The 24,313-nt window shown below is 70.6% G+C and carries 19 protein-coding genes; 13 read left to right on the forward strand and 6 right to left on the reverse strand.

The features are described from left to right. Positions 1-57 precede the first annotated feature (57 nt). Positions 58-2,337 carry a catalase gene (locus tag ACFZA0_RS17045; protein WP_391016887.1) on the forward strand — a complete coding sequence of 760 codons (2,280 nt, stop codon included), beginning with the start codon at positions 58-60 and terminating at the stop codon, positions 2,335-2,337. A 133-nt stretch (positions 2,338-2,470) separates the two neighbouring features. Here ACFZA0_RS17045 and ctaD read toward each other — a convergent pair whose 3' ends face one another. Continuing rightward, positions 2,471-4,189 (reverse strand): cytochrome c oxidase subunit I, encoded by a 1,719-nt coding sequence (gene ctaD / locus ACFZA0_RS17050; RefSeq protein WP_391016889.1) that lies wholly within the window; start codon positions 4,187-4,189, stop codon positions 2,471-2,473. Between the two features lie 586 nt (positions 4,190-4,775). Then, positions 4,776-5,210 carry an ATP-binding protein gene (locus ACFZA0_RS17055; RefSeq protein WP_391016891.1) on the reverse strand — a complete coding sequence of 145 codons (435 nt, stop codon included), beginning with the start codon at positions 5,208-5,210 and terminating at the stop codon, positions 4,776-4,778. 320 nt (positions 5,211-5,530) lie between these two features. On the opposite strand from ACFZA0_RS17055, the gene ACFZA0_RS17060 reads away from it, so the two are divergent. Further along, on the forward strand, positions 5,531-5,824 hold the full coding sequence (locus ACFZA0_RS17060; protein ID WP_391016894.1) for a hypothetical protein: 294 nt from the start codon (positions 5,531-5,533) through the stop codon (positions 5,822-5,824). A 116-nt stretch (positions 5,825-5,940) separates the two neighbouring features. Here ACFZA0_RS17060 and ACFZA0_RS17065 read toward each other — a convergent pair whose 3' ends face one another. Beyond that, on the reverse strand, positions 5,941-7,218 hold the full coding sequence (locus tag ACFZA0_RS17065) for a helix-turn-helix domain-containing protein (RefSeq protein ID WP_391016897.1): 1,278 nt from the start codon (positions 7,216-7,218) through the stop codon (positions 5,941-5,943). 201 nt (positions 7,219-7,419) lie between these two features. On the opposite strand from ACFZA0_RS17065, the gene ACFZA0_RS17070 reads away from it, so the two are divergent. Next, positions 7,420-8,829, forward strand: coding sequence for an alkyl sulfatase dimerization domain-containing protein (locus ACFZA0_RS17070; protein WP_391016899.1), 1,410 nt, complete (start codon positions 7,420-7,422; stop codon positions 8,827-8,829). A 2-nt stretch (positions 8,830-8,831) separates the two neighbouring features. Next, positions 8,832-10,211, forward strand: coding sequence for an MFS transporter (locus tag ACFZA0_RS17075; protein ID WP_391016902.1), 1,380 nt, complete (start codon positions 8,832-8,834; stop codon positions 10,209-10,211). Between the two features lie 356 nt (positions 10,212-10,567). On the opposite strand, the gene ACFZA0_RS17080 is transcribed toward ACFZA0_RS17075, so the two are convergent. Next, on the reverse strand, positions 10,568-11,542 hold the full coding sequence (locus tag ACFZA0_RS17080; RefSeq protein ID WP_391016905.1) for an amidohydrolase family protein: 975 nt from the start codon (positions 11,540-11,542) through the stop codon (positions 10,568-10,570). A 140-nt stretch (positions 11,543-11,682) separates the two neighbouring features. Between ACFZA0_RS17080 and ACFZA0_RS17085 the strand changes: the two genes are divergently transcribed. Next, complete coding sequence (locus ACFZA0_RS17085; RefSeq protein WP_391016907.1) at positions 11,683-12,132, forward strand: MarR family transcriptional regulator; 450 nt, start codon at positions 11,683-11,685, stop codon at positions 12,130-12,132. Positions 12,133-12,309: 177 nt separating this feature from the next. On the opposite strand, the gene ACFZA0_RS17090 is transcribed toward ACFZA0_RS17085, so the two are convergent. Together ACFZA0_RS17090 and ACFZA0_RS17095 are read right to left on the reverse strand one after the other, a co-directional pair. After that, a complete protein-coding gene (locus tag ACFZA0_RS17090) occupies positions 12,310-13,830 on the reverse strand; it encodes an MFS transporter (protein WP_391016910.1) in 1,521 nt (506 codons plus the stop codon). A gap of 629 nt (positions 13,831-14,459) precedes the next feature. Continuing rightward, the gene (locus ACFZA0_RS17095; RefSeq protein WP_391016913.1) at positions 14,460-15,149 is read right to left on the reverse strand and encodes a helix-turn-helix domain-containing protein; all 690 of its coding nucleotides are present in this window, start codon (positions 15,147-15,149) and stop codon (positions 14,460-14,462) included. Positions 15,150-15,264: 115 nt separating this feature from the next. On the opposite strand from ACFZA0_RS17095, the gene ACFZA0_RS17100 reads away from it, so the two are divergent. From ACFZA0_RS17100 to ACFZA0_RS17135, 8 genes are all read left to right on the forward strand, one after another. Beyond that, positions 15,265-15,771: a flavin reductase gene (locus ACFZA0_RS17100; protein ID WP_391016916.1), complete on the forward strand. Its 507-nt coding sequence runs from the start codon at positions 15,265-15,267 to the stop codon at positions 15,769-15,771. Positions 15,772-15,797: 26 nt separating this feature from the next. Continuing rightward, entirely contained in the window at positions 15,798-17,252 is a 1,455-nt protein-coding gene (hpaB, locus tag ACFZA0_RS17105; RefSeq protein ID WP_391016919.1) for a 4-hydroxyphenylacetate 3-monooxygenase, oxygenase component, read from the forward strand. A gap of 229 nt (positions 17,253-17,481) precedes the next feature. After that, entirely contained in the window at positions 17,482-18,837 is a 1,356-nt protein-coding gene (locus ACFZA0_RS17110; protein ID WP_391016921.1) for a DUF3500 domain-containing protein, read from the forward strand. Positions 18,838-18,978: 141 nt separating this feature from the next. Next, complete coding sequence (locus tag ACFZA0_RS17115) at positions 18,979-20,142, forward strand: DUF3500 domain-containing protein (protein WP_391016924.1); 1,164 nt, start codon at positions 18,979-18,981, stop codon at positions 20,140-20,142. A 141-nt stretch (positions 20,143-20,283) separates the two neighbouring features. Further along, a complete protein-coding gene (locus tag ACFZA0_RS17120; protein ID WP_391016927.1) occupies positions 20,284-21,804 on the forward strand; it encodes a fumarylacetoacetate hydrolase family protein in 1,521 nt (506 codons plus the stop codon). After that, positions 21,765-22,484, forward strand: a complete 720-nt coding sequence (locus ACFZA0_RS17125) for an FCD domain-containing protein (protein WP_391016929.1) — start codon at positions 21,765-21,767, stop codon at positions 22,482-22,484. Before ACFZA0_RS17120 ends, ACFZA0_RS17125 begins: the two co-directional genes overlap by 40 nt. Before the next feature lie 58 nt (positions 22,485-22,542). Beyond that, positions 22,543-23,328, forward strand: a complete 786-nt coding sequence (gene hpaH / locus ACFZA0_RS17130; RefSeq protein ID WP_391016932.1) for a 2-oxo-hept-4-ene-1,7-dioate hydratase — start codon at positions 22,543-22,545, stop codon at positions 23,326-23,328. Next, positions 23,313-24,116, forward strand: coding sequence for an aldolase/citrate lyase family protein (locus ACFZA0_RS17135; protein ID WP_391016935.1), 804 nt, complete (start codon positions 23,313-23,315; stop codon positions 24,114-24,116). The genes hpaH and ACFZA0_RS17135 overlap by 16 nt, the downstream gene beginning before the upstream one ends. Positions 24,117-24,313: the final 197 nt, after the last annotated feature.

Here is a 24,313-nt window from a genome sequence, read left to right on the forward strand (position 1 = left end):
GCCCGGTTGGTGGTGACATCTGCGTTTACCGGGTGTCGGTTCAGCGAACGGAGACCCATGAGCGAGAAGAAGAACCCGGTGGCGTCGGCGGCGGAGAAGGTGGTGGACGCGGTGCAGCAGGCCACCGGCCGCGGCAACGAGATCCCCGGAGCCCCCGCCGCCAAGCCGGTTCCCGTGGAGGAGCCGACCGATCCGACCGGTCCGCTGCCGCCCAAGCCGGACCAGACGGGTCCGGACACGTACAGCCCGACCGGCCAGCCGACCCGTACCGCGCAGGAGAAGGTCGCGCAGGGCGGCGAGCGGCTCACGACCGCCCAGGGCGCGCGCCTGTACGACACCGACCACTCGCTGAAGGCGGGCCCGCGCGGCCCGGTCCTGCTGCAGGACCACCATCTGCGGGAGAAGATCACCCACTTCGACCACGAGCGCATCCCGGAGCGGGTCGTGCACGCCCGCGGCGCCGCGGCGCACGGCGTCTTCCAGGGCTACGGAACGGCCGCGCAGATCACCAAGGCGGCGTTCCTGGCCGACGGCGCGGAGACCCCGGTGTTCGTCCGGTTCTCCACGGTGCTCGGCTCGCGCGGTTCCGCGGACACGGTGCGCGACACCCGCGGCTTCGCGACGAAGTTCTACACCGACGAGGGCGTCTTCGACCTGGTCGGCAACAACATCCCCGTGTTCTTCATCCAGGACGCGATCAAGTTCCCGGACGTGATCCACGCGGGCAAGCCCCACCCCGACCGGGAGATCCCGCAGGCGCAGAGCGCGCACGACACGTTCTGGGACTTCGTCACCCTGCACACCGAGGCCACCCACCACACCCTGTGGAACATGTCCGACCGGGGCATCCCGCGCTCCTACCGGATGATGGAGGGCTTCGGCGTCCACACCTTCCGCCTCGTCAACGCCGAGGGCGCCACCACGCTGGTCAAGTTCCACTGGAAGCCCAAGCTCGGCGTGCACTCCCAGGTCTGGGAGGAGGCGCAGATCACCGCCGGCATGGACCCGGACTTCCACCGCCGCGACCTCGCGGACGCCATCGAGGCAGGGGCGTTCCCGCAGTGGGAACTCGGCGTGCAGACCTTCCCCGACACCGAGGACCAGATGTTCGAGGGCATCGACCTCCTCGACCCGACGAAGATCGTGCCCGAGGAACTCGCACCGGTCCAGCCCATCGGCCTGATGACCCTCAACGCCAATCCGTCCAACTACTTCGCCGAGACCGAGCAAGTGGCCTTCCACGTCGGCCACTTGGTACCCGGCATCGACGTCACCAACGACCCGCTGCTCCAGGGGCGGCTGTTCTCCTACCTCGACACCCAGATCACCCGTCTCGGCGGACCCAACTTCGGTCAGCTCCCGATCAACCGCACGCACGCGCCCGTCAACGACATGCTGCGCGACGGCATGCACCAGACGGCCGTCCACCGCGGTGTCGCCCCGTACCGCCCCAACTCCCTCGACGGGGGCTGCCCGTTCCTGGCCGGGGCCGACACGGGTGCCTACATCGAGGTGCCCGCCGTGGTGCCCGCAGGCCGCAAGGTGCGCGACGCCGCCGCCTCCTTCGACGACCACTTCAGCCAGGCCAGGCTGTTCTGGCTGAGCATGACCCCGACGGAGCGCGAGCACATCGTCGCCGCGTACACGTTCGAGCTGAACAAGTGCTGGGAGCAGGCGATCAAGGAGCGCGCACTGCTCGTGCTCGCGAACATCGACGGCGAACTGTGCGCCCAGGTCGCGGCCGGGCTCGGTCTGCCCGCACCGCAGGCGTCCGTCGCCGTCCCGGCCGTCGAGCCGAGCCCCGCGTTGTCGCAGCTCGGCGGGACCTGGCCGGTCGACGGGCGGATCATCGGCATCGTGACCGACGGCTCCGACGACCTGGACGGCGTGCGGCAGGTGCGCCGGGCGGTTCTGGAAGCCGGCATGGTCCCCCTCGTCGTCGCGCCGGCGGGCGGCAAGCTGGACGCGGAGGGCGACCCCGTCACCGTCCAGCGGACCTTCGCGACCGCCCGCTCCATCGAGTTCGACGCCGTCCTCGTTGCCGGTTCGCCCGCACCGGGCGCCGACGCGTACGGAGCGCGCGACGCCAAGGTGGACGACACCGCCACGGCGGTCACCGGAGTCGACCCCCGGGTGCTGCTCCTGCTCACCGAGGCGTTCCGCCACGGCAAGGCCGTCGGCGCCTGGGGCACGGGTGTCGACGCCGTCCAGGCGGCGGGCCTGCCCGCCGACGCCGCCGGACTGGTCACCGGCGAGACCGGCACCGCGGTGCTGGATACCGTGACCACGCTCCTCGGCGAACACCGCGCCTGGGACCGCTTCACTCCGGCCGTCTGACCAGCCGGAGTCCGCACGGCCGAGGGGTGGGACGGCTTCCGTCCCACCCCTCAACCGCGCCCGCCCTCCCGCCGGTTGCGTCCTCAGCCGGCTTCCGGCTTCCGGCTTCGTGCCGCGTCGGCCCGCGCCCCTGTCAGGACCGCTCGCCCTTGTGGCCCTCCGGGTCCAGCACGTCGCGCTGTCCGCTGTTCTCCGCCTGGTCGTGGCGGACCAGCTCGGGATGGTGCAGGTCGAAGGCCGGTGACTCGGAGCGGATCCGCGGCAGGGTCGAGAAGTTGTGCCGGGGAGGCGGACACGAGGTCGCCCACTCCAGCGAACGCCCGTACCCCCAGGGGTCGTCCACGTCGACGCGTTCGCCCTTCCGCGCCGTCTTCCACACGTTGTAGAGGAACGGCAGCGTGGAGAGGCCGAGCAGGAAGGCGCCGATGGAGGAGATCGTGTTCAGGGCGGTGAAGCCGTCGGCGGCCAGATAGTCGGCGTAGCGGCGCGGCATGCCCTCGGCGCCCAGCCAGTGCTGCACCAGGAACGTGGTGTGGAAGCCGACGAACAGTGTCCAGAAGTGAATCCTCTCCAGACGCATGTCCAGCATCGTGCCCGTCATCTTCGGCCACCAGAAGCTGAATCCGCCGAACATCGCGAAGACGATCGTCCCGAAGAGCACGTAGTGGAAGTGCGCGACGACGAAATAGCTGTCGGTGACGTGGAAGTCCAGCGGGGGAGAGGCCAGCAGCACGCCGGTCAGTCCACCGAAGAGGAAGGTCACCAGGAAGCCGGACGCCCACAGCATCGGGGGTTCGAAGGACAGGCTCCCGCGCCACATGGTGCCGATCCAGTTGAAGAACTTCACGCCCGTCGGCACGGCGATCAGGAAACTCATGAACGAGAAGAACGGCAGCAGCACCGCGCCCGTCGCGAACATGTGGTGTGCCCACACCGTCACGGACAGGCCGGTGATGGTGATGGTGGCGCCGATCAGGCTGATGTAGCCGAAGATCGGCTTGCGGGAGAAGACCGGGATGATCTCGCTGATGACCCCGAAGAACGGCAGGGCCAGGATGTAGACCTCCGGATGCCCGAAGAACCAGAAGAGGTGCTGCCACAGCAGCGCCCCGCCGTTCTCCGCGTCGAACACCCTTGCCTCGAAGCGCCGGTCGGCCTCCAGCACCAGGAGCGACGCCGCGAGCACGGGGAAGGCGAGCAGGACGAGTACGGAGGTCAGCAGGATGTTCCAGGTGAAGATCGGCATCCGGAACATGGTCATTCCGGGTGCGCGCATGCAGATGATGGTGGTGATGAAGTTGACGGCGCCCAGGATGGTGCCGAACCCCGAAAGCGCGAGGCCCATGATCCACAGGTCGCCGCCCACGTTGGTGGAGTGGATCGGACCGCTGAGCGGCGTGTAGGCGGTCCAGCCGAAGTCGGCCGCGCCTCCGGGGGTGAGGAAGCTGCCCAGGACGATGAGGCCGCCGAAGAGGAACAGCCAGTACGAGAGCATGTTCAGCCGGGGGAACGCGACGTCGGGCGAGCCGATCTGCAACGGCATGATCGCGTTGGCGAACCCGGCGAAGGTGGGCGTGGCGAACAGCAGCAGCATCAGGGTGCCGTGCATCGTGAACGCCTGGTTGTACTGCTCCGTCGAGAGGATCTGGAGCCCCGGGCGGGCGAGTTCGGCCCGCATCAGCAGGGCCAGCGCACCGGCGATCAGGAAGAAGACGAACGACGTGATCAGGTACAGGTGACCGATCTTCTTGTGGTCCGTCGTGCTGAGCCAGGTGACGATCACCCGCCCCTTGGCGCGTTTGCCCTCCTTCGCCCGGACGGGTGAGACCGGTTCGGTCGTACGGATCGCCATGGGAGCCCCTGTCCTTCAGCGCGCCGGACTGAATCGCGGGTGGTAACGCGGCGTTCCCGTGAAGGAACGTCGGCCATTGCGTAACCAGTTGCGGGCACGATAGTCCTTCCGTCGCCTCAACTGGAGTGCTGGACAAGGCAATCGAGGCGCTTTCGCGTCAAGTGACGCGCGGGGGACGACAGATGGGTTCGCCCGTATCGCCTGGTCCGGCGGTACGGGAGTCCCTGGTCCGCCGCCGGCCCCTGATGCGCGCGGGCCGGCCCAGCGAGCGGGACGGGCGGTGTCCGCGTCATGCGGCGGCTCGGGATTCCCGCGCGCCGCCGCGTGGGAAACCCGCCACATCGTCGCCGGACGCGACGACCGACTCGACCTGGATGAGCTCGATGGTCTCCTCGACCGGGGACCGGGCGCGGCGGCAACGGGACTCCTTGGAGGAACTGCGCCGCGAGCAGGCGGCATCGCGCGTGGCCCCGCCCGAGCGGTGGCAGGCCGTGGCGGCCACCGTCCGCCGCCTCCGACACCGGCGCGGCACTGGCGGTTCGGAGATCGCGATGTCCCGGGCAGTGCCGTCAGGCGCAGGCGACCGTCAGGCGCAGGCGATGTGGCCGGTGACGCGCTTGCCCAGAGCCTCCTGGTGAATCTCGACCTTCTGCACGACGGCCGTCACGATCTCCAGTCCGTGCTGGCCGGGCCGCTCCGGATCGGTGTCCCCGGTGCGGGGCAGCTCCGGATCCTGGTCCCACAGGGTGACCCGTACCATCTCGTCGTCGACCTGCAGATGCAGGAGGGCCACGCCGTACGCGAACTTGCGGGCGTTGGTGGCCAGTTCGCTGACCACCAGAAGGGTGGTCTCGACCGTGCTCGGCCGCACCCGGATGCGGTGGGTCTTCGCCGCCTGTGCCAGGAAGCCGGCCGCCAGTGCACGGGCCTCCGCTATTTTCGTCCTGCCGCGCAGGGTGAACGTTTCTTCGGCGCTGCGGGCCGCGTTGGGGGACTTGTCCTTGCCGTCCATGGTGTTCATGTCCGCGTCTGTCGCCTCACTTTCCCTGTTCATGCCTGCGGGTGCCCATTCGGGGCGTTCTGTACCCCGTCCGGCCGCGCGCGTACAACTGCCGTGCGCGAGCGGCCACTTCCGCCCGACGTCACGGCCCCCCGCGCGCCCGGCGGTGTGCTGCCGTGCGGGGCCGCTCCGCGACGGTGACAGCCGCGGGCGACGGAGGCGGCGGGGACGGCTCGGCGGAACCGCACCGGAGACCGTGCGTCCGGTGGGACCGTCGCGGCAAACGGGCGCTCGGGGCCGACGAGGGGTGTCCTGTCCGACGGTCCGTCGTTGGCCCAGGCATGAGAAAGATGATCATGCATGGTGCGATGGCCGCCGCGGCCGTGACCGCGATCGCGACGGCCGGGGCCTCGCCCGCCTTCGCCGACAACGACAGCAACTTCGGTGGTGGCGTCAACGCCACCAACAACTGGAACTTCACCGCGGCCGCGGTCTGCCTCCAGGAGGTGGCGGTGGTGCCGGTGCTCGGCGACTACGTGAGCGACCACGTCAACAACTGCTCGAACGGCAACGTCGTCGGCGACGCGGCGCGTGCCGTGGCGGGCGGGACCGTGCACGACCTGACCGGACACTGACGGCCGACGCCCGCGACCGCGGCCCCCTCGGGGGCGCGACACCGGCCGGGGAACGCGTCATGTCCCCCGGCCGGCACGCACCCCCCCGCCCCGGCTCCCCGGTCGCCGGGCCTCTGTCACCCTCCGTCGCAGGCGCTGTCGCGCAGCAGCAGCGCCGCGAGTGCCAGGGCACTGCCCCGGGGCGAGGCGATGTCGAGGCCGGTGAGCTCGGCGATCCGCGCGAGCCGGTTGTCCACGGTGTTGGGGTGAAGGCCGAGGCGGCGGGCGGTACTTCGGCGGTCCTGGCGCTGTTCGAGGTGGACGCGCAGGGTCTCGACGAGATCGGGCCGGTCCTCGATGGGTCGAAGGAGCGCGACGATGCGGTCGCTGCTCTCGTCGCGCTGGGACAGGTGGTACTCCAGCAGCACGTCGTCCATGAGGTGGAGTCCCGGGGGACGGCCGCCGGCGCGGGCGACGCGGACGATGTCGCGCCCGGTGCGGGCGGCCGTCGGCACGTCCTGCGCGGTGTCCGCGGTGACCGCTGCCAGGCGGACGTCCTCCCCGCAGAACTTCCGCAGCGCGGCGCGTAGTTGCTCGCAGGCGCGGAGGTCGTCCTGGTCCCCGGCCCGCCGCGTGAGGATCACATGCCCTCCGTCGGTGTCGAGCAGGGAGACGGCCCCGGGGCCGCAGTCCCGGTCGACCGCGGCCTGGACACGGCGGACCAGCCGACGTCCGGCGACGTTCGTGATCGCCGCGCCGTCCCGTGGCGGAAGGCCCAGCCGCAGGTGCACGACGAGGCACGGGCCTTCCAGACCCAGTTCCTCGAAGGCACGCTCCGGCGGCAGGGAACCGTCCAACAGCCCCCGCACCAGGGCACGTTGGTGTTCGCTGCGCTCGGCCGAGAGGGTGGCCTGCTCGGCGACGTACGTCTCGGTGACGGCGCCGATGACGGCCTCGTGGCCGCGCAGAAGAAAGTCGACGAGCTCGATCAGCGCTCCCGACTCCTGGTCGGTGGCCTCGTCCCGCAGGGCCTGCCACAGGACGTAGACCGCAGCGGAGTGACTGCGCAGCAGCGTGTGCAGGGGCATGCCCTCCTCGGCGCGCTGGGCGGCACGTTCCCGGAAGAGGGTGTAGTCCCCGGGGCGTCCCCGTGGTTCCTGGACGCGGCGCAGGAAGAGACGCAGGCCGTGCCGGACCGTGGCGGCGACCTCCACGTCCTTCACGTCGTCGGGAAGCTCCGCGTAGCCGGGCAGCCGTTCGAAGTCGTCGCGCGCCATCCGGCGGGCGAGCTCGTTGACACGGCTCTCGCACCGCGCGGCCAGCGCCCGCGCGGTGGTGGACAGCACCGGGTACGACGCGCGGTGTTCGCGCTCGGGACGCGGCGCCGGGCACTGCGGCTGCGGGTCGCTCGACACCGGTTCTCCTCTCCGCATTTCCGTCCCGCCCCTCCCTTGGATGGCCCGACGCACCTGTGACGGATCACAGGTCGAGCCGCCCGTGACTGTGAGGGCGACGGATGTCTCCCCCACCGCTCCCGGCGCAGACTACCGACATCAGCGGGTCGCCACCGGGGCCGGGACGGCGACCCCGGACGAGACGGCCGAGGAGCTGGACCTATGACGGAACACAATGCCGGCGGCTACATGGCGTACGCGGACCGGGTCTGGTCCGGCGAGGAGACGTTGTTGGCCCACTTCACGGGTGCGTTCACCGACGGCGGCCTCGTCGAGGTCGGTGAACGCACCCTGTTCTTCCCGGCGTTCGCGAACGTCGCCGTGTTCGACACCGGTGACGGTCTGGTGCTGGTCGACTCGGGAGACTTCCGTACGGCCGCCCAACTGCACGCCTCCGTGCGCGGGCACTCCCCGGACGCGGTGACGGCCGTCGTCTACACCCACGGCCACGTGGACCACGTCTTCGGTGTGGCCCCCTTCGACCGGGAGGCGGCGGACACCGGGACCGCGCGCCCCGAGGTGTTCGCGCACGAGGCGGTGGCGGCGCGCTTCGACCGCTACCGGGAGACCGCCGGGTACAACACCTGGATCAACCGCCGCCAGTTCGGCGTCCCCACCTTGCAGTGGCCGACGGAGTACCGCTATCCCGACACGACCTACCGGCAGCGGCACACCGTCCGCCGGGGAGCGCTGACCTTCGAGCTGGTGCACGCCCGCGGTGAGACGGACGACCACACCTACGTGTGGATCCCCGAGCTGCGCACCCTGTGCACCGGCGACCTGTTCATCTGGAACGCGCCGAACGCGGGCAACCCGCAGAAGGTGCAGCGCTATCCGGTCGAGTGGGCACAGGCGCTGCGCGCCATGCGGGAACTGGGCGCCGAGGTGCTGCTTCCCGGTCACGGCGTGCCGATCGTCGGCGCCGACCGCATCCGGCAGGCGCTCGGGGACACGGCCGAGCTGCTGGAGTCGCTGTGCACCCAGACACGGGACCTGATGAACGCGGGTGCGCGCCTCGACGAGGTGCTGCACGGGGTGAAGGTCCCGCCGGGCCTGCTGGAGAAGCCGTACCTGCATCCCGCCTACGACGAGCCGGAGTTCGTCGTCCGCAACCTCTGGCGGCTGTGGGGCGGCTGGTACGACCAGAACCCGGCGAACCTCAAGCCGTCCCCCGAGGCGGCGCTGGCCGCGGAACTCGCCGACGCGGCCGGTGGCGCACGCGCGCTGGCGGACCGGGCCGAGCGGTTGCTCGAACGCGGGGAACTGCGGCTGGCGGCGCACCTGGCCGAGACCGCCGCGCTGGCCGCGCCCGCGGACCGGGAGGTGGCCCGCGTCCGGGCCGAGGTGTACACCCGCCGGGCCGAGCGGGAGACCTCGACGATGGCGCGCGGCATCTTCCACTGGGCGGCCGCCGAATCGGCCGCCGTCGCCGGGGACACGGACCTGGCCACCGAACTCACGCGCAGCGACGCCGGACGCCGTCGGGCGGCGGGTGCCATCAGCGTGGGGGTCGTCGACGACGACTGCGGATGCGGCACGCCCGCCGACGGCAGCGCGCGGCAAGGGATGTGACGGTGGCGCTGACCCGGGCCGCACAGGCGGACCCCGCCGGTCCGCAGGGCGCGGCGCCCGCCGGGCGGGGAGCCTGGACGACCACCTGGCTGCTGCTGGCCTTCATGCTCGTCAACTTCGCCGACAAGGCCGTCCTGGGGCTGGCCGGCCCGGAGATCATGAAGGAGTTCGGTCTCGACCGCCAGGAGTTCGGTGCGGCCCAGGCCGCGTTCTTCGCCCTGTTCTCGCTGTCCGCGCTGGCCGTGTCGTTCCTGACCCGCGCGGTGCGCACCTCGGTGCTGCTCCTGCTGATGGGCCTGGTGTGGTCGGTCGCCCAGTTGCCGATGCTGTTCGCCGCGGCGGGCTTCGGGACGCTCGTCGCGACGAGGGTGCTGCTCGGCTTCGCCGAGGGGCCGGCCGCGCCGGTGGCGACCCATCACGTGCACGGCTGGTTCGAGCAGCGGGAGCGCGCCCTGCCGACGGCCGTCCTCATGGTGGGCGCGGCGACGGGGGTCGCGGTGGCCGCGCCGGCCCTGGGCGCGGTGATCTCCCACTTCGGCTGGCGGTGGGCCTTCGGAGCGGTGGGGCTCGCCGGGCTGCTGTGGGCGGCGGCATGGGCGGTGAAGGGCGCGGAGGGTCCGTGGGCACCGCGCGTGGGCCGCCGCGCGGGGGCGGTGGAGGTGGGGTCGGGCGGCGCGGAGGTGCCGCTGCGGTCGGTCTTCCTCTCGGGCACGTTCGTGACGGCGGCCCTGGGTTCGTTCGCGGCGTACTGGGTGATGAGCGTCGAGCTGACATGGCTGCCGGACTATCTCAAGACGGTGGACGGCTGGAGTCTCCAGCAGGCGGGTGCTGCGGTCGGCGGGGGCGCCGTCGCCAACGGCGTGGTGCTGCTGGCACACGGGCTGCTGGCCCGGCGCGCCGCCCTGCGCGGTACCGGCCGAAGGCTGCCCGAGGGTGCCGGCGCGGGTCTGCTGCTGGTGGCCTCGTCGGGAGCGGTGACCGTGTTCGCCACCGTCGGCGTGCCGGGAATCAAGGTGCCGATGATGTTCGGGCCGATGGCCCTCGCCCTGGTCATGATCACTGCCGCGCAGACGGCCGTCGCCCGCGTCGCACCGCCCGCGCAGAGAGGAGTCGTGCTCGGGGTCCTGGTGGCGGTCTTCGCTCTCGCGGGGGTCGTGTCGCCGCTGGTCCTGGGCCGGATCGTGGACAGTGCGACGACCGCTGCGGCCGGCTACCGGGACGGCTGGCTCGTCACGGCGGGGCTCCTGCTCGGCACCGGTCTCCTGGCGTCCGTCTTCATGCGTCCGGAAAAGGACGCACGGCGCCTGGGCGTCCCCGGGACACCGGGACGGGACAGCGCCGCACGGGGCGATTCTGCGGACGCGCTCCCTGACGGGGCGTGACACGTTGCGTCGAAGGTGACCGAAGACGCCGGCACCGACGGCGCCGAAACCACCGACGGCGCAGACGGTACCGGCGAGGCTGAAGACACCGGCGAGGCTGATGGGGTCGACGAGGCCGGTGGGGCGAAGGCGCGCCGCGGCCGGGCAAGGAGGGTGTGGTCCTCGGCGGCACATGGCCTTGGCGGCCTTGCCGTCGACGCAGCTTCGGCGACATGGCGTAACCGTGCCGCGATGGCCCGCGAGGAGCCGTCGGCCGCGCCCCGGCCGAAGACGAAGCTGCGACCGAGTCCGGCAATGCGAGGCTCAACCCGGCTCAGCGCAGGGGCAGTTCGACAGGTCGGACCGCTACCGCCCGGTCAGAGATCGAGACCGAAGAGCGCCGTCGCGTTGGCGGAGGTGAACTTCCGCCGGTCCTCGTCGGTGGTGAGGTGCCCGAGGAAGGAGTCGATCTCGTCGCGGGTCGGGTGCTGGAACGGGTAGTCGGTGGAGAAGATCAGCCGGTCGACGGTGGTGACCGACAGGGTGTGGGTGAGCAGCGCGGGGTTGAGCATGCCGGACGCGGTGATGTGGAAGTTCGTGCGGACGTAGTCCGAGACGGTTCGTGGCAGACCGGCGGCGCGCGCGAGGCTGTCGGCCCTGTCGAGCCAGAACAGCAGCATCTCGCCCCAGTGCCCGAGGACGATCTGCAGGTCAGGGTGACGGTCGAACGTGCCGCGCAGGATGAGCCGGAGCGCCGCGGTCGCGGTGTCGAGGTGCCAGCCCCATCCGAAGGTGGCCAGGGCGAGATCGGTCAGTTCGCCGAGACCTCGGTAGGACGCGTCGCGGACCGCGTCGGTGGGGATCTGCGGGTGGAGGAAGACCGGCTGGCGGAGTTCGGCCGCCGCGGCGAAGAACTCGTCGTAGACCGGGTCGTCCAGGAAGCGGTCGCCGGAGCGGCCGTAGACCATGGTGCCGACGTGGCCCATCTCCTTCGCGCGCACGAGCTCGTCGACGACGTGCTCGGGGGAGGACATGGGCAGGGTCGAGAGCGCACGGAACCGCGTCGGGTGCTTTTCGCAGGCCGCGACGGCCGTGTCGTTGGCCGCGCTGCTCAGGCGCCGGGCCTGCCCGGGGGAGAGCGGGTGGGTTCCGGGCGGGGTCAGGGCGAGGATCGAGACGTCGATGCCCTGGGCGTCCATCGTGGCGATCCGGCCCTCGCCCAGGTCTTCCAGGCGCTGCCGGTGGTCGCCCATCTCGTTGAAGGCGAGGCTCTCGTCCGGTCGGGGCAGCGCCTTGAGGGCGGACGTGAGGTCGGGGGTGATCCAGTGTTCTTCGATGGCGATGAGCGTCACGGATGTCGTCCTCCGGTCGAGCGGACGGCAGGACCGGCGGGGTGGCTCCGTCGATACCTGTCAGTTGACAGCAAAAATAACGCACGGACTAAAGTAACTGTCAACTGACAGCAATCAAGGACGCGACGGAGGACCGGTCGATGGAGGACGAGGAACGGACGCCGAGGCTCTTCGAACTCGCCGACCTGATCCTGGCGGTGAGCCGCCACATCGGAGCGTCCAAGCAGGGCGAGGTCGAGTCGGGAACTCCGCTGGAGGGCGCGGTGATGCGGTACATCGACCGCCACCCGGGCACCACCGCCGGGGCGGCCGCCGAGGCCACCCAGATGATCTCCAGCAACTTCAGCCGCGCGGTACGGCGCCTGGAACAGGCGGGTCTGGTCCGCCGTGACGCGGATCCGCAGGACGCCAGGCGGGTACGCCTGTATCCCACCGCGAAGGCGCGGCAGAACCTGCGGCGCCTGCACGAGGTCTGGTCCGGCCTCCTGGAAGAGGCCGTGACCGAGTCCGACGAGATCGACGGCGTGATCGCGACGCTGCGGACCATCGAGAGCCGCCTGGTCGCGCGCAACCGCCCGGAAGCGCACTGACTTCCCGAACGGCCGGGACGTCACCGGTGGGCCTCCATGGACCTCCCCCTCCGCACCGGCTGCCGACGGACCGGCAGGAGGGGCACCTGCGCACGGGGCAGCACCACCCCCGCGCGGGGGTGAAGCGCGCCCGTCCCGGAACGGCAGCGCTCCTGGGACGGGCGGTCGAGCCCGGAGTCAGGAGCCGGCGGCGGCGTTGTGTGCGGTCTTGCGCACACCGATGGTGACCAGTGCCACCGCGGCGGCGAGCAGCATGCCGATGCCGCCGACGAGTGCGCAGGTGTGCAGCGCGTCAGTGAAGCTCGCACCGTAGACGGTCCGTGCCTCGGCGGTGGCCGGGTCGGTCGGGAGGCGGAGGAAGGCGCCCGCCTGTATGCCGGCGTCGGAGACCATGCCCAGTACCTGCCCCCGGTCGGAAGGGGCGAGACCCGAGGACGCCAGGTGGTCGGGCAGGGTGCTCAGGGTCCGGTTGGTGAGCAGGACCCCGAAGACCGCGGGCCCGAGCGCGCTGCCGATCTGGCGGAGGGCGCTGCTGGCGGCCCCCGCGGTGGGGGCGAGACGCAGCGGCAGGCTGTTCACGGCGATGGTGGTGATCGGAGCCGTGGCCAGGGCTATGCCCGTGCCGAGCACGCCGACGACCACGGCGGACGCGGCGAGGCCGGTGGAGGCGTCGAACGTGGTGACGAGGAGGGCGCCGGTGCCTCCCACGGTGAGACCGGCGATCAGGACGAGGCCGGGTGTGGTGCGCACCATGAGACGTCCGACCAGCGGGCCGAGGACGACGGTGAAGCCGTTGAGGGCGATCAGACGGATGGCGATGTCGAGGGTGGAGTCGTGGTGCACGAGGCCGAAGTACTCGCTCAGGGTGAAGACGAGGCCGACCTGGGCGAACAGAGTGAGGCACATGACGACTGAGGTGCCGGAGAAGGCGAGGGAGGAGAAGAGCCGCATGTCGAGCATGGGATGGGGAGAGCGCAGTTCGACGGCGACGAACGCGGCGAGGGTCACGGCGGCGACGACGAAGCCGACGACAACTTCCACGGAGCCCCAGCCGGCCACACCGCCCTCGATGACCGCGTAGACGAGTGAGGTGATGGTGACGATGGCCAGGAGCTGGCCGGGAATGTCGAGGTGGCGTTCGCGGTCGGCGCGGGAGTCGGTCAGCAGGAACGCTCCGGCCACGGCGACCAGGCCGCCGACGATCACGCAGGGCAGGAAGATCCACCGCCAGGTGGTGCGGTCGAGGATGAGCCCGTTGATCAGCGGGCCGAGCGTGAGGCCCAGGCCGAGGGAGGCCGTCCACAGGGCGATGACCCGGGTTCGCTGCCTGCGGTCGGTGCAGGTGTGAGTGAGCAGGGCGAGGGTGGAGGGCATGAGGGCGGCGGTGCCGAAGCCGGTGAGGGCCTGGCCCGCGCAGAGCTGGACGACACCGTTCGCGGTGAGGCAGGTCAGACACCCGACGACGAGCAGCGCCAGTCCGGCGAGGAACACCTTCTTGCGGCCGAAGATGTCGCCGAGCACTCCGAAGGTCAGCAGTAGCGCGGCGGTCGGCAGGATGAAGAGGGTGGTGATCCACTGCAGTTCGGTGGTGGACGCGTTCAGGGCCTGCTGGATGACGGGCAGGGAGACCGAGACACCGACGACGGGCAGGTACGAGACCAGCACCCCCAGGCAGGCCAGCACCGTGGTGGCCGCCAAGTGCCGGGAGGCTACGGGCTTTTGCGGCGACTGCGCCGATGTGGGTGACGTGATGACAGGCATGGCACCTCAAGACATTCGGGACAGCGGTGTCCGGCTGTCCGTGACGGGTGTCGGGCTGGCCGATGAGTGACGGCGGTGCGGCCGACGGTTGTGAGGCGGATGTGCGGTGCCCCGCGAGGCCGTGGAAGGGCCCACTGCGAGGCGCCGGTGCGGCGACTCGCGCAGGGGCCGAAGCATGCCTGCTCGACCCTGAGCTGCGGCCGACCGTATCCGGCAATCGTGTACGATCACAAGATGTCTGCTCGGTAAATATTCCGTGGATCGAGCAACATGTCGTACACGATTCGCCGAGGCGTGCACGTGCCCGCCGTACGGCCCGGTTCCGCCTGCGCCGCGTCCGGCGTGGATGGGGGATCCGCGGGGCGTGACGGGGTGTCCGGGCGCGAGTTCGTTCCCGGGCCGGACCGCTCCGAGGCTGACGTTCGGCGCTGCTCAGGGCCGGGGGTATCGACCCCTTGTGCGTCTGGGGTCGCTGTCGAGAACGGCGCCGGGGAGAGGCGCCACGTGGACGCGGACCGGCGCCGGACACCCGAGGGCGGCGGCCCGGCCGGTCCGTCCGTGGGGTCTCAGCCGACGAGTTCGCCGATGGCCTTGGCCGTGGTGGCCAGGCGCTCGGCGATTTCCTCCACGGGGCGGTCGCTCGTCACGTAGACCACGGCGACCGCGGCCTTCACCGGGCCGCGGTTGTGCATGGGGACCGCCACCGAGGCGACCCCGGGGAGTACCTCGCCGCGGCTGACGGCGTAGCCCTTGTGGCGTGCCTCGACGAGTGCCCTTTCGGTCTCGGGGTCGTCGGCGGGCTCGTTCCGTGCCGACAGGATCGCGACGCCGGGCGCGCCCCTGGACAGGGAGTGACGGGTGCCGGGGCGCTGCATCACCGTGGCCGGGGCGTGGCGCGGTTCGACACTCACGAGGGTGACGCACTCGTGCTCGTCGTCGATCGCCACGAAGGTGGTCATCCCGAGATCCTCGGCTGCCGAGGCGAGTTCGGGCAGGGACACGGTGTGCAGATCACGTTCCACCGACTGGGCCAGCACCACCAGTCCGGCTCCGGGGGCGTATCCGCCCGCGGCCTGCCGGCTGATCAGCCGGTGGCTCTCCAGGGTCCGCAGCATCCGGTACGCGATGGAGCGATGCACTCCGAGTTCGGCGGCGATCTCGTCGACGCTCAGTGGCCGCTGCGCCGCGGCGAGTACCTCCAGCACGCGGATGCCCCGCGAGAGCGTCTGGGATGCGGGTGCCTTGCTGTCCACCATGCCGCCGAACTATAGCGGCCACCCCCTCTTGCTATCCGTCGGGTCCGCGATCTATCGTTCTCTATTAGAACGATGAGTTCGTATATAGAATTCTCACGATGTCACGGGAGGCGTCATGGGCGCTGGCACCACGCACCCCGCAGGACTGGACCGGCGATTTCGCGCTTCGCTGGCCCGTTTCGCCACCGGTGTCACGGTGGTGACCTTCGACGGCCCGGAGGGCCGGCGCGGCTTCACCGCCAACTCGTTCGTCTCGGTCTCACTGGACCCGCCGCTGGTGCTGGTGAGCGTGGCGCGAAAGGCCCGTTCCCACGACGAGCTCGTGGACCGTCCGTTCGTCGTGAACGTGCTCGGCGCGGAGCAGGAAGCCGTGGCGATGCACTTCGCCGGCAGGCCCCAACTGGAGCCCGGCTGGTCCGACAGTCCCGTCGGTCCTCGCCTGGACGGCGCGCTCGCCCACTTCGCCTGCGAGCCGTGGGCCGCGTACGACGGCGGGGATCACACCCTGTTCGTCGGCCGGGTGGTCGACTTCGACTACCGCCAGGGTGACCTGCTCGGCTTCTGCGGCGGCTCCTTCGTGACCATCCCCGAGCCCCTGCTCGGCATCGAACACCTCATGTGACCCCACCCGTCCGCAAGGAGATCCCCATGGGCGCACGTTCCGGTCAGGACTTCATCGACCGCCTGGCTCAGCGACACCCGCATGTGCAGATCGACGGTGAGACTCTCACCGACGGCGGGCTGCACCGCCACCCGGCCTTCGCGGGCCTGGCGCGCAGCTACGCCGCGCTCTACGACCTCCAGGTCGGCCCGGAGCGCGACACCCTGACCTTCGCCTCGCCCTCCTCGGGCGAGCGGGTCGCCACCTCGTTCCTGGTGCCCAGGACCTACGAGGACCTGGTCAAGCGGCGCACCGCCTTCAGTACGTGGGCCAACTACAGTTTCGGCACGCTCGGTCGCACCGGCGACTACCTCAACAGCGGTCTCATGGCGCTCTCCGAGGCGTCCTCGTGGTTCAGCGAGTCCAACAAGGAGTTCGGCGAGAACCTCGTCCGCTACGTGGAGAAGGTCCGCGAGGAGGACCTGCTGACCACGCACACCCTGATCCCGCCCCAGGTCAACCGCAGCGTGGCCGCGAGCCAGCAGGCCGGCGGCACGTTGGCGGCCCGGGTGGTGGCGGAGGACGACAACGGCATCGTCGTCCGGGGTGCGCGCATGGTCGCCACCATCGCGCCGATCGCCGACGAGATCCTCGTCTTCCCCTCCACGGTGCTGCGCAACACCCCGGAGGACGAGCCGTACTCCTACGCGTTCGCCGTCCCGCTCGACGCGCCGGGGCTGCGCCTGATCGCGCGCCAACCCGTGCTGCACGGCCGCGGCAGCTTCGACGAGCCCCTCGCGTCCCGCTTCGAGGAGAGCGACGCGCTGGTGATCTTCGACGACGTACACGTGCCGTACGAGCGTGTCTTCGTGCTGCGCGACACCGCGATCTGCAACCAGTTCTACACACGGACGTCCGCGACCGCGCACATGACGCACCAGGTGGCGGCCCGCACCCTCGCCAAGTCCGAGTTCTATCTGGGCCTGCTGTCGGCGATGGCCGAGTCGATCGGCATCGGTCAGTTCGGCCACATCCAGGAGGACCTCGCCGAGGTCATCAACATCGTGGAGATCCAGAAGGCCCTGATCCAGTCCGCGGAGACCCAGGCGGCGGTCAACGACTTCGGTGTCCTCACGCCGAAGTGGGAACCGTTGAACACGTCCCGGAACTGGTTCCCGAAGGTGGCGCAGCGCCTTCCCGCCATCGTCCGCAAGTTCGGTGCGGGCGGTTTGATGGGCCTGCCCGGCGCCGAGGACGTGTTCGGAGCCGCCGCCGACGACGTGGCTACCTATCTGCAGGGCAAGGCGATCGACGGCCCGGACCGGGTGCGCCTGTTCAAGCTGGCCTTCGACGCGAGCATTTCCTCCTTCGCCGGCCGCCAGACGCTGTACGAGAACTTCTTCTTCGGTGACCCGGTCCGCATGGCCGGCGCCCTGGCGAACAGCTACGACCGCACCGAACTCACCCAGCGCGTGTGGGACTTCGTGAAGCGCGAGGACTGATCCGCGGGACCCCGCGCGCGGCGGTCGAGGGCGGCCCGGCCCCAGCCACCACGCGCGGGGCCGGCATCCAGAGGGGCACCTGGTCGTTGTCCGTCACGCATGAAGTCATATACGATCACGCCGGTCTGTGTCGGACCGAGATGCCCCTCGGGCGCGGATCCTGGTGAGCGCCAGGTCCGGGCGTGCCTCGAAGCAGGGCCGGCGCTCCGTACGTCAGAAGGAGACGACGATGTCCCCCGGAGACTTCCGCAACCACCTCATCCCGGCCGACGCGGAGCGACTGCGCGACGCGCGAGGTCTGGACCCGTGGACCTACGCCGAGCCGATCCGGCAGAGCGACAAGGCGACCGGTCTCATCGATCACTGGCAGCGCCTGTACGCCGAACCCTTCAAGGGCATCACCACTGACGGGCATCTGCTCGAAGGGCGCTACGCCCTGGCCGACGAGGGGTTCGACGTGGCCGGCGCCGCCAGGGCGGCCCAGCAGGTCGTCGCCGCGTTGACCGAGGGCGAGCTGGCCCGGGTACGGCACTCTGTCGACGCCGCCGAGTGGCGGGACTGGTACAACCCCGAGTGGCCGATGAACGCCCACGGGCTGCGCCTGGACGAGGTCTCGCCCGAGGTCCGCGAAGCCGTCGGCGGTCTGCTGCGCGCATGCTTCAGTGACGACGGATACGTCAAGACCCGACAGGTGCGCTCGGCCAACCTCTATCTCGGAGAGCTGTACGACCTGCGGAACATCATGAACGAGTGGAGTTACCACTTCCTGATGTTCGGCGAGCCCAGCGAGACCGAACCGTGGGGCTGGAACCTCTACGGCCACCACTTGGCCCTCAACTGTCTCGTCATCGGCCCGCAGATCGTCGTCTCACCCACGTTCATGGGCGCGGAGCCGACCACCGTGGACCGCGGCGAGGGCGACAGCTTCGAGCTGTTCAGACGGGAGGCGCTCACCGGTATCGAGCTGATGCGGTCCCTGCCGGCCGAGCAGCGCCGGCTTGCCACGGCCTACCGGCAGATGAAGGACCCGGCGATGCCCGATGGCCGCTGGCACTTCGCCGACGAGCGCACCCTCGGCGGGGCGTACCAGGACAACCGCGTCGTCCCCTACGAGGGCGTTCGCGCCCGCGACCTCACCTCGGTGCAGCAGGAGCAGCTGCTCCGCGTCGTGGAGAGCTTCGTCGGCTTCCTGCCCGAACGTCCGCTGCGCGCGCGGATGCGGCAGATCGAGTCGGCGCTCGACGACACCTGGTGGAGCTGGATCGGCCCCGACGACGGTGTCCAGCCCTTCTACTACCGGGTGCAGAGCCCGGTCGTCATGGTGGAGTTCGACAACCACCAGGGCGTGTGGCTCACCAACACCGAACCCGCCCGCTTCCACGTGCACACGGTCGTGCGCACGCCCAACGGCAACGACTACGGCAAGGACCTGCTGCGGCAGCACTACGCCGCCGCCCACCCGGCGCATGCGGACCGCGGGCGCGAGGCGCCGGGCGAGCGCACCGGAACCGACGGCAGGCCGCCCGCCCCGGCGCACGGGCACGACGCGCACCTGCACACCGGCGAACCGAACCACCCCGCCTAAGCCGATCACGGGGATTCCCGGGCGGATCCCCGGGGTTTGGTCCGACGCCGCACACCGGTCCGGCCCGACCCGACCCGCGCTCCGGCGCCTCCCGCGCCCTCGGTCGCCGACGGCGGCACCCCTACGACGACGGAGAAACACATGGTGTCATCGCCCGATCGCGTCCCGGACGGCGAAGAGAAGCCGATATCGCTGACCTACGAGGCCCCCACGGCGATCAGGCAGATGCTGTTCGCCACTTGGGCGCTGCTCAACTCCCTGACCCGCGACCAGCGTGAGCAGGCTTTCCTGCCCATGGACGACGAGCGCCGCATCGACTGGGACTTCATTCCCAAGCCCGACCGCTGCGGTGTCCCGCTGTTCGCCCTGGACCGGCACCAGCGGACCGTCGCCCACACCCTGCTCAAGTCCGGGCTCAGCATGCACGGCTACAGCCAAGCGGTGTCGATCATGGCCACCGAGAACATACTGCGCGAACTGGAAGCGGTGCCGCGCGGCTTCGGAGCCATCGCCGGAGACTTCCGTGACCCGGAGGGCTACTGGTTCAGCTTCTTCGGCCGGCCCGGCTTCGAGGACACCTGGGGATGGCGGGTCATCGGGCATCACATCTCCTTCAGCTACACCATCGTCGGCCAGCGCTACCTCACCGTCACGCCCCTCGCGATGGGGGCCCAGCCCTTCCCGGCCGGCGTGCTCAACCCCCTGGGAGGCAACGAGGAACTGGCCTTCCGCATCCTCGGCGCACTGGACGACGGCAAGCGGTCCACGGCACTGATCCACCCGGTCGCCCCGGCGGACTTCGCCACCCGGCAGGTGCCCCGGATCGGAGCCGAGGAGTGGCCCGACCACGTCGACCTCGGCATCGTGGGCTACAGCATCACCGACGAGGACCGCAAGGCCCTGCGCTTCGTGAAGAGCGCGCCGTCCGGCCTCAACGGCGCCGACCTGTCGCGCGCCGAACTCGACCTGGTGCACGAGTTGTTGTTCCGGTACTTCGACACCGTGCCCGAGGAACTCGCCGCTCAGTATCGCGACGCGACGCTGGCGGAGGACCCGGAACGCCTGACCTTCGCGTGGGCGGGCGGCACCGACCCCGACAGCCCCCACTACTACCGGATCTCCACCGGCCGCGTGCTGGTCGAGTCTGACAACGCCGTCGCCCTCGGGCAGCACATGCACAGCGTCTGGCGGGACCTGGACAACGACCTCGGCCACGACCTGCTGCTCGACCACCACGAGCGCGACGGCCACCACGGTGGTCACCTGCGCCGCCGGCTCGACAGCACGGTGCCGGAGAGCGGCTGAGCCACGGACAGGGCGTCCCGCGGTGTCCGCGTCGCGTACGTCGGTCATTGCGGGGTGGCTCTCCGAGCGAGGTGGTCCCTTGCCTCGTTTTCACGGGAACATATATGATTTTGCCCGGATGGGCGCGCGACGAGGGGACCCATGAGCAGAGAACCATCGGCGACGGAAGCATCGCGGGGAGAAAGTCCCGACGTGCGCTTCGGTGCGCTTCCGTGCCGTCCCGGAAAGATCATCGGCGTCCACCTGAGCTATGCCTCACGTGCGGACCAGCGGGGCCGGCGGCCCGACCATCCCTCGTACTTCCTCAAGCCGTCCAGTTCCGTCGGCACCGGTGGCGGCGTCGTCGAGCGGCCGGCCGGCACCGAACTCCTCACCTTCGAGGGGGAGGTCGCGCTCGTCGTCGGAACCCCCGCGCGGCGAGTGGTCCCGGAAGAGGCATGGCAGCACATCGCCTGGGTCACCGCGGCCGACGACCTCGGCCTGTACGACCTGCGGGCGAACGACGGCGGCTCCAACCTCCGCGCCAAGGGGGGTGACGGTTACACCCCGATCGGTCCGGCGCTCCTCGACGCGCGCACGGTCGATCCGTCCGCCCTGCGCGTACGGACCTGGGTCAACGGCCGCCTCGTGCAGGAGGACACCACCGCCGGCCTGCTCTTCCCGCTGGCCCGGATCGTGGCCGATCTCTCTCAGCACCTCACACTGGAACGCGGGGACGTCATCCTCACGGGGACACCGGCCGGAGCCGGTGTCGTCGTCCCCGGGGACGTCGTCGAGGTCGAGGTGGACGCCCCCGAGTCGGCCGGAGCGCCCACCACGGGCCGGCTGATGACCAGCGTGACCGAGGGCGACGCCGCGTTCGACGCCGCGCTCGGTTCGCTCCCCGCGGCCGACGACGCCCAGCGGATCGCGGCCTGGGGTTCGCGCGAGGCAGCGGGACTCGGCTCTGCGGCGGCCGGGGCGGGCGTCCTGACCGGGGAGCTTCACGAGAAGCTGACGCGGACGCCGGTCGCGGGACTGTCCGCCCAGTTGCGCAAGCGCGGCCTGAACAACGTGACGATCGACGGCGTCCGGCCCCTGCATCCGGACGCCAAGCTGGTGGGCACCGCCCGGACCCTGCGGTTCGTCCCGAACCGCGAAGACCTGTTCGCCGGTCACGGCGGCGGCTACAACGCCCAGAAGCAGATCTTCGACATTGTCGGCGCCGGCGAAGTCCTCGTGATCGAGGCACGCGGCGAACGCGGGGCGGGCACCCTGGGCGACATCCTCGCGCTGCGCGCGCACGCCCGCGGAGCCGCAGGCATCGTCACCGACGGCGGTGTCCGAGACGCCGACGCCGTCATGGCCGTCGGCATTCCCGTCTACACCGCCGGCGCCCACCCCGCCGTCCTCGGCCGCAGGCACATCCCGTGGGAGGCGGACGTGACCGTCGGCTGCGGCGGTACGACCGTGCAGCCCGGCGACATCCTCGTCGGCGACGCGGACGGTGTGATCGTCGTCCCCCCGGCGCTCGCAGAGGAAGTGGCCGACGCGACCCTCGCCCAGGAGGACGAGGACGCGTGGATCGCCGAACAGGTGGCGGCCGGCCACCCGGTCGAAGGACTGTTCCCGTTGAACACCGCATGGAGAGCGAGGTACGAGGCATGGCGGGCGGCCCGTTGAACAAGGTGAAGACGCTGAGCAAGTCTCAGCGGGCATACCACTGGATCAAGGAGCGCATCGCGCAGCAGGAGTTCACGCCGGGCTACCGGCTGGTGCTCGCGACGATCGCGAGCGAGCTGGACATGAGTGTGGTCCCCGTGCGCGAGGCGGTACGCCAGTTGGAGGCCGAGGGACTCATCACCTTCGAGCGCAACGTGGGCGCACGCGTGTCCATGGTCGACGACTCGCAGTACCGGACCACCATGCAGGTCATCAGCATCGTGGAGAGCGCGGCGACGGCGCTCTCGGCGCGAGAGCTCTCGGCGGACGACCTGCGGCAGGCCCGCGCCGTCAACGACATCATGGGGAGCCGGCTCGAACGCTTCGACCCGCGTGCCTTCTCCGCCTTGAACCAGGAGTTCCACCGGATTCTCTACGGCCGGTGCCCCAACGCGCGGCTGCTGGAGATCGTCGACACCGAGTGGACGCGCCTCAGCCACCTCCGAGACTCGATCTTCGCGTTCGTTCCCGACCGGGCGAGGGAGTCCGTGCGTGAGCACGACCAGATCCTCGGGCTCATCGAGCGGGGCGCCCCCCTGAAGGAGATCGAGGAGGCGGTGCGGCGCCACCGCAAGGGCACGCTGTCGGCGTTCGTCGAGCACGAACACCCCGACGAGGCAGTCGAGTTGCCGGACATGTGAGACCACTACGGTCGTGGACCGGCGGCCTGCCGCCGCGTCCTCACGACGAAGGAGCACGATGCTGCCCGCCGAGACGATAACCGCGCTGGCCGAGGAACTCGCCGACGCGGAGCTGCGACGCGGGGTCATCCCGCGTATCACCGCCCGCTATCCCGAGGCGACGGTGGAGGACTCCTACGCCATCCAGGGCGTGTGGCGCGACAAGAGCATCGCGGCGGGACGCCGTCTGATCGGCCGCAAGATCGGTCTGACGTCCCGGGCCATGCAGGCCGCCACCGGGATCACCGAGCCCGACTACGGCGTGATGTTCGACGACACCGTCTGGGAGAGCGGCGCGGTCATCCCGCACGACACCTATTCCAATGTCCGCATCGAGGTCGAGCTGGCGTTCGTTCTCGCGGCGCCGCTGGACGGCCCGAACTGCACGCTCTTCGACGTGCTGCGCGCGACCGAGTTCGTCGCGCCCGCCCTGGAGATCCTGAACTCCCACATCGAGATGGAGGGGCGCACCATCGTCGACACCATCGCCGACAACGCCGCCTACGGCGGAGTGGTGCTGGGTGGTTCCCCGGTGGCACCCGCGCAGGTCGATCTGCGCTGGGTCTCCGCCCTGCTGTACCGCAACGAGAGCATCGAGGAGACGGGCGTCTCGGCGGGCGTTCTCAGCCATCCGGCCACCGGGGTCGCCTGGCTCGCCAACAAACTGCACCAGCACGGCGCGCGCCTGGAGGCGGGGGAGACCGTCCTGGCCGGGTCCTTCACCCGCCCGGTGTGGGTCGAGCGCGGGGACAGCGTCGTGTGCGACTACGGAAAGATGGGAACGATCTCGTGCCGCTTCGTCTGAACGCCTCCTTCCGCGACGTGCTGCGGGATGCCGCGCCCCGGCCCCTCACCGGCATGTGGGTGTGTTCGGGCAGCGCCACCGCGGCCGAGATCTGTGCGGGCGCCGGCCTGGACTGGCTGCTGATCGACATGGAGCACGGTCCGAACGGGCTCGGGTCGGTGCTGGCGCAGCTCCAGGCCGTCGCGGCCTACCCGGTCGTCCCGGTGGTTCGGGTGCCGGCCAACGACCCCGTGACGATCAAGCAGGTGCTCGACCTCGGGGCGCAGAACCTTCTGGTGCCCATGGTGTCCTCGGTGGCCGAGGCGCGGGCCGCCGTCGAGGCGGTGCGGTATCCGCCGCGTGGCCGGCGCGGCGTGGGTTCGGCTCTCGCGCGGTCGGCCCGTTGGAACCGCGTGGACGACTACCTCACCGAGGCCGAGCTGCACACCTCACTGTTCGTGCAGGTGGAGACGGCCGCCGGGGTCAGGGCCGCGGCCGGGATCGCCGCCGTCGACGGGATCGACGGCGTTTTCGTCGGACCGTCGGACCTGGCGGCGTCGATGGGCCTGCTCGGCAGGCAGACCCATCCGGACGTGCGGGCCGCCGTACTGCGTGCCTTCGACGCCGTCCGGGGCGCGGGCGTACCCGTGGGGGTCAACGCGTTCGATCCGGACGTCGCACGGTCCTATGTGGAGCAGGGGGCGGCCTTCGTCCTCGTCGGCGCCGATGTCGCCCTGCTGGCCCGGGGCTCGGAGGCCCTGGCCACCCGCTTCGCCGGAGAACCGGGCCCGGATCGGGCAAGTTACTGAGCTTCAGCGGGTAGACGCCGAAGATCGTATATGACTCCGGCCTGACCTTGCTGCTCCCGGCAGCGTTCCCGGAGGAAGGGGCGGTAACCGCCTCCGTTCCGCAAACCCCCATTGAGCAGGGGTTATTCGAGTCGGGCCCCCTTTGACGAGCCCCCGTTTCGCAAAGGGTGCGCGTGCTCGCTCTTTCTTTCGAAGTG

The sequence above is a fragment of the Streptomyces sp. NPDC008150 genome (assembly GCF_042956945.1).
Classification (GTDB): domain Bacteria; phylum Actinomycetota; class Actinomycetes; order Streptomycetales; family Streptomycetaceae; genus Streptomyces.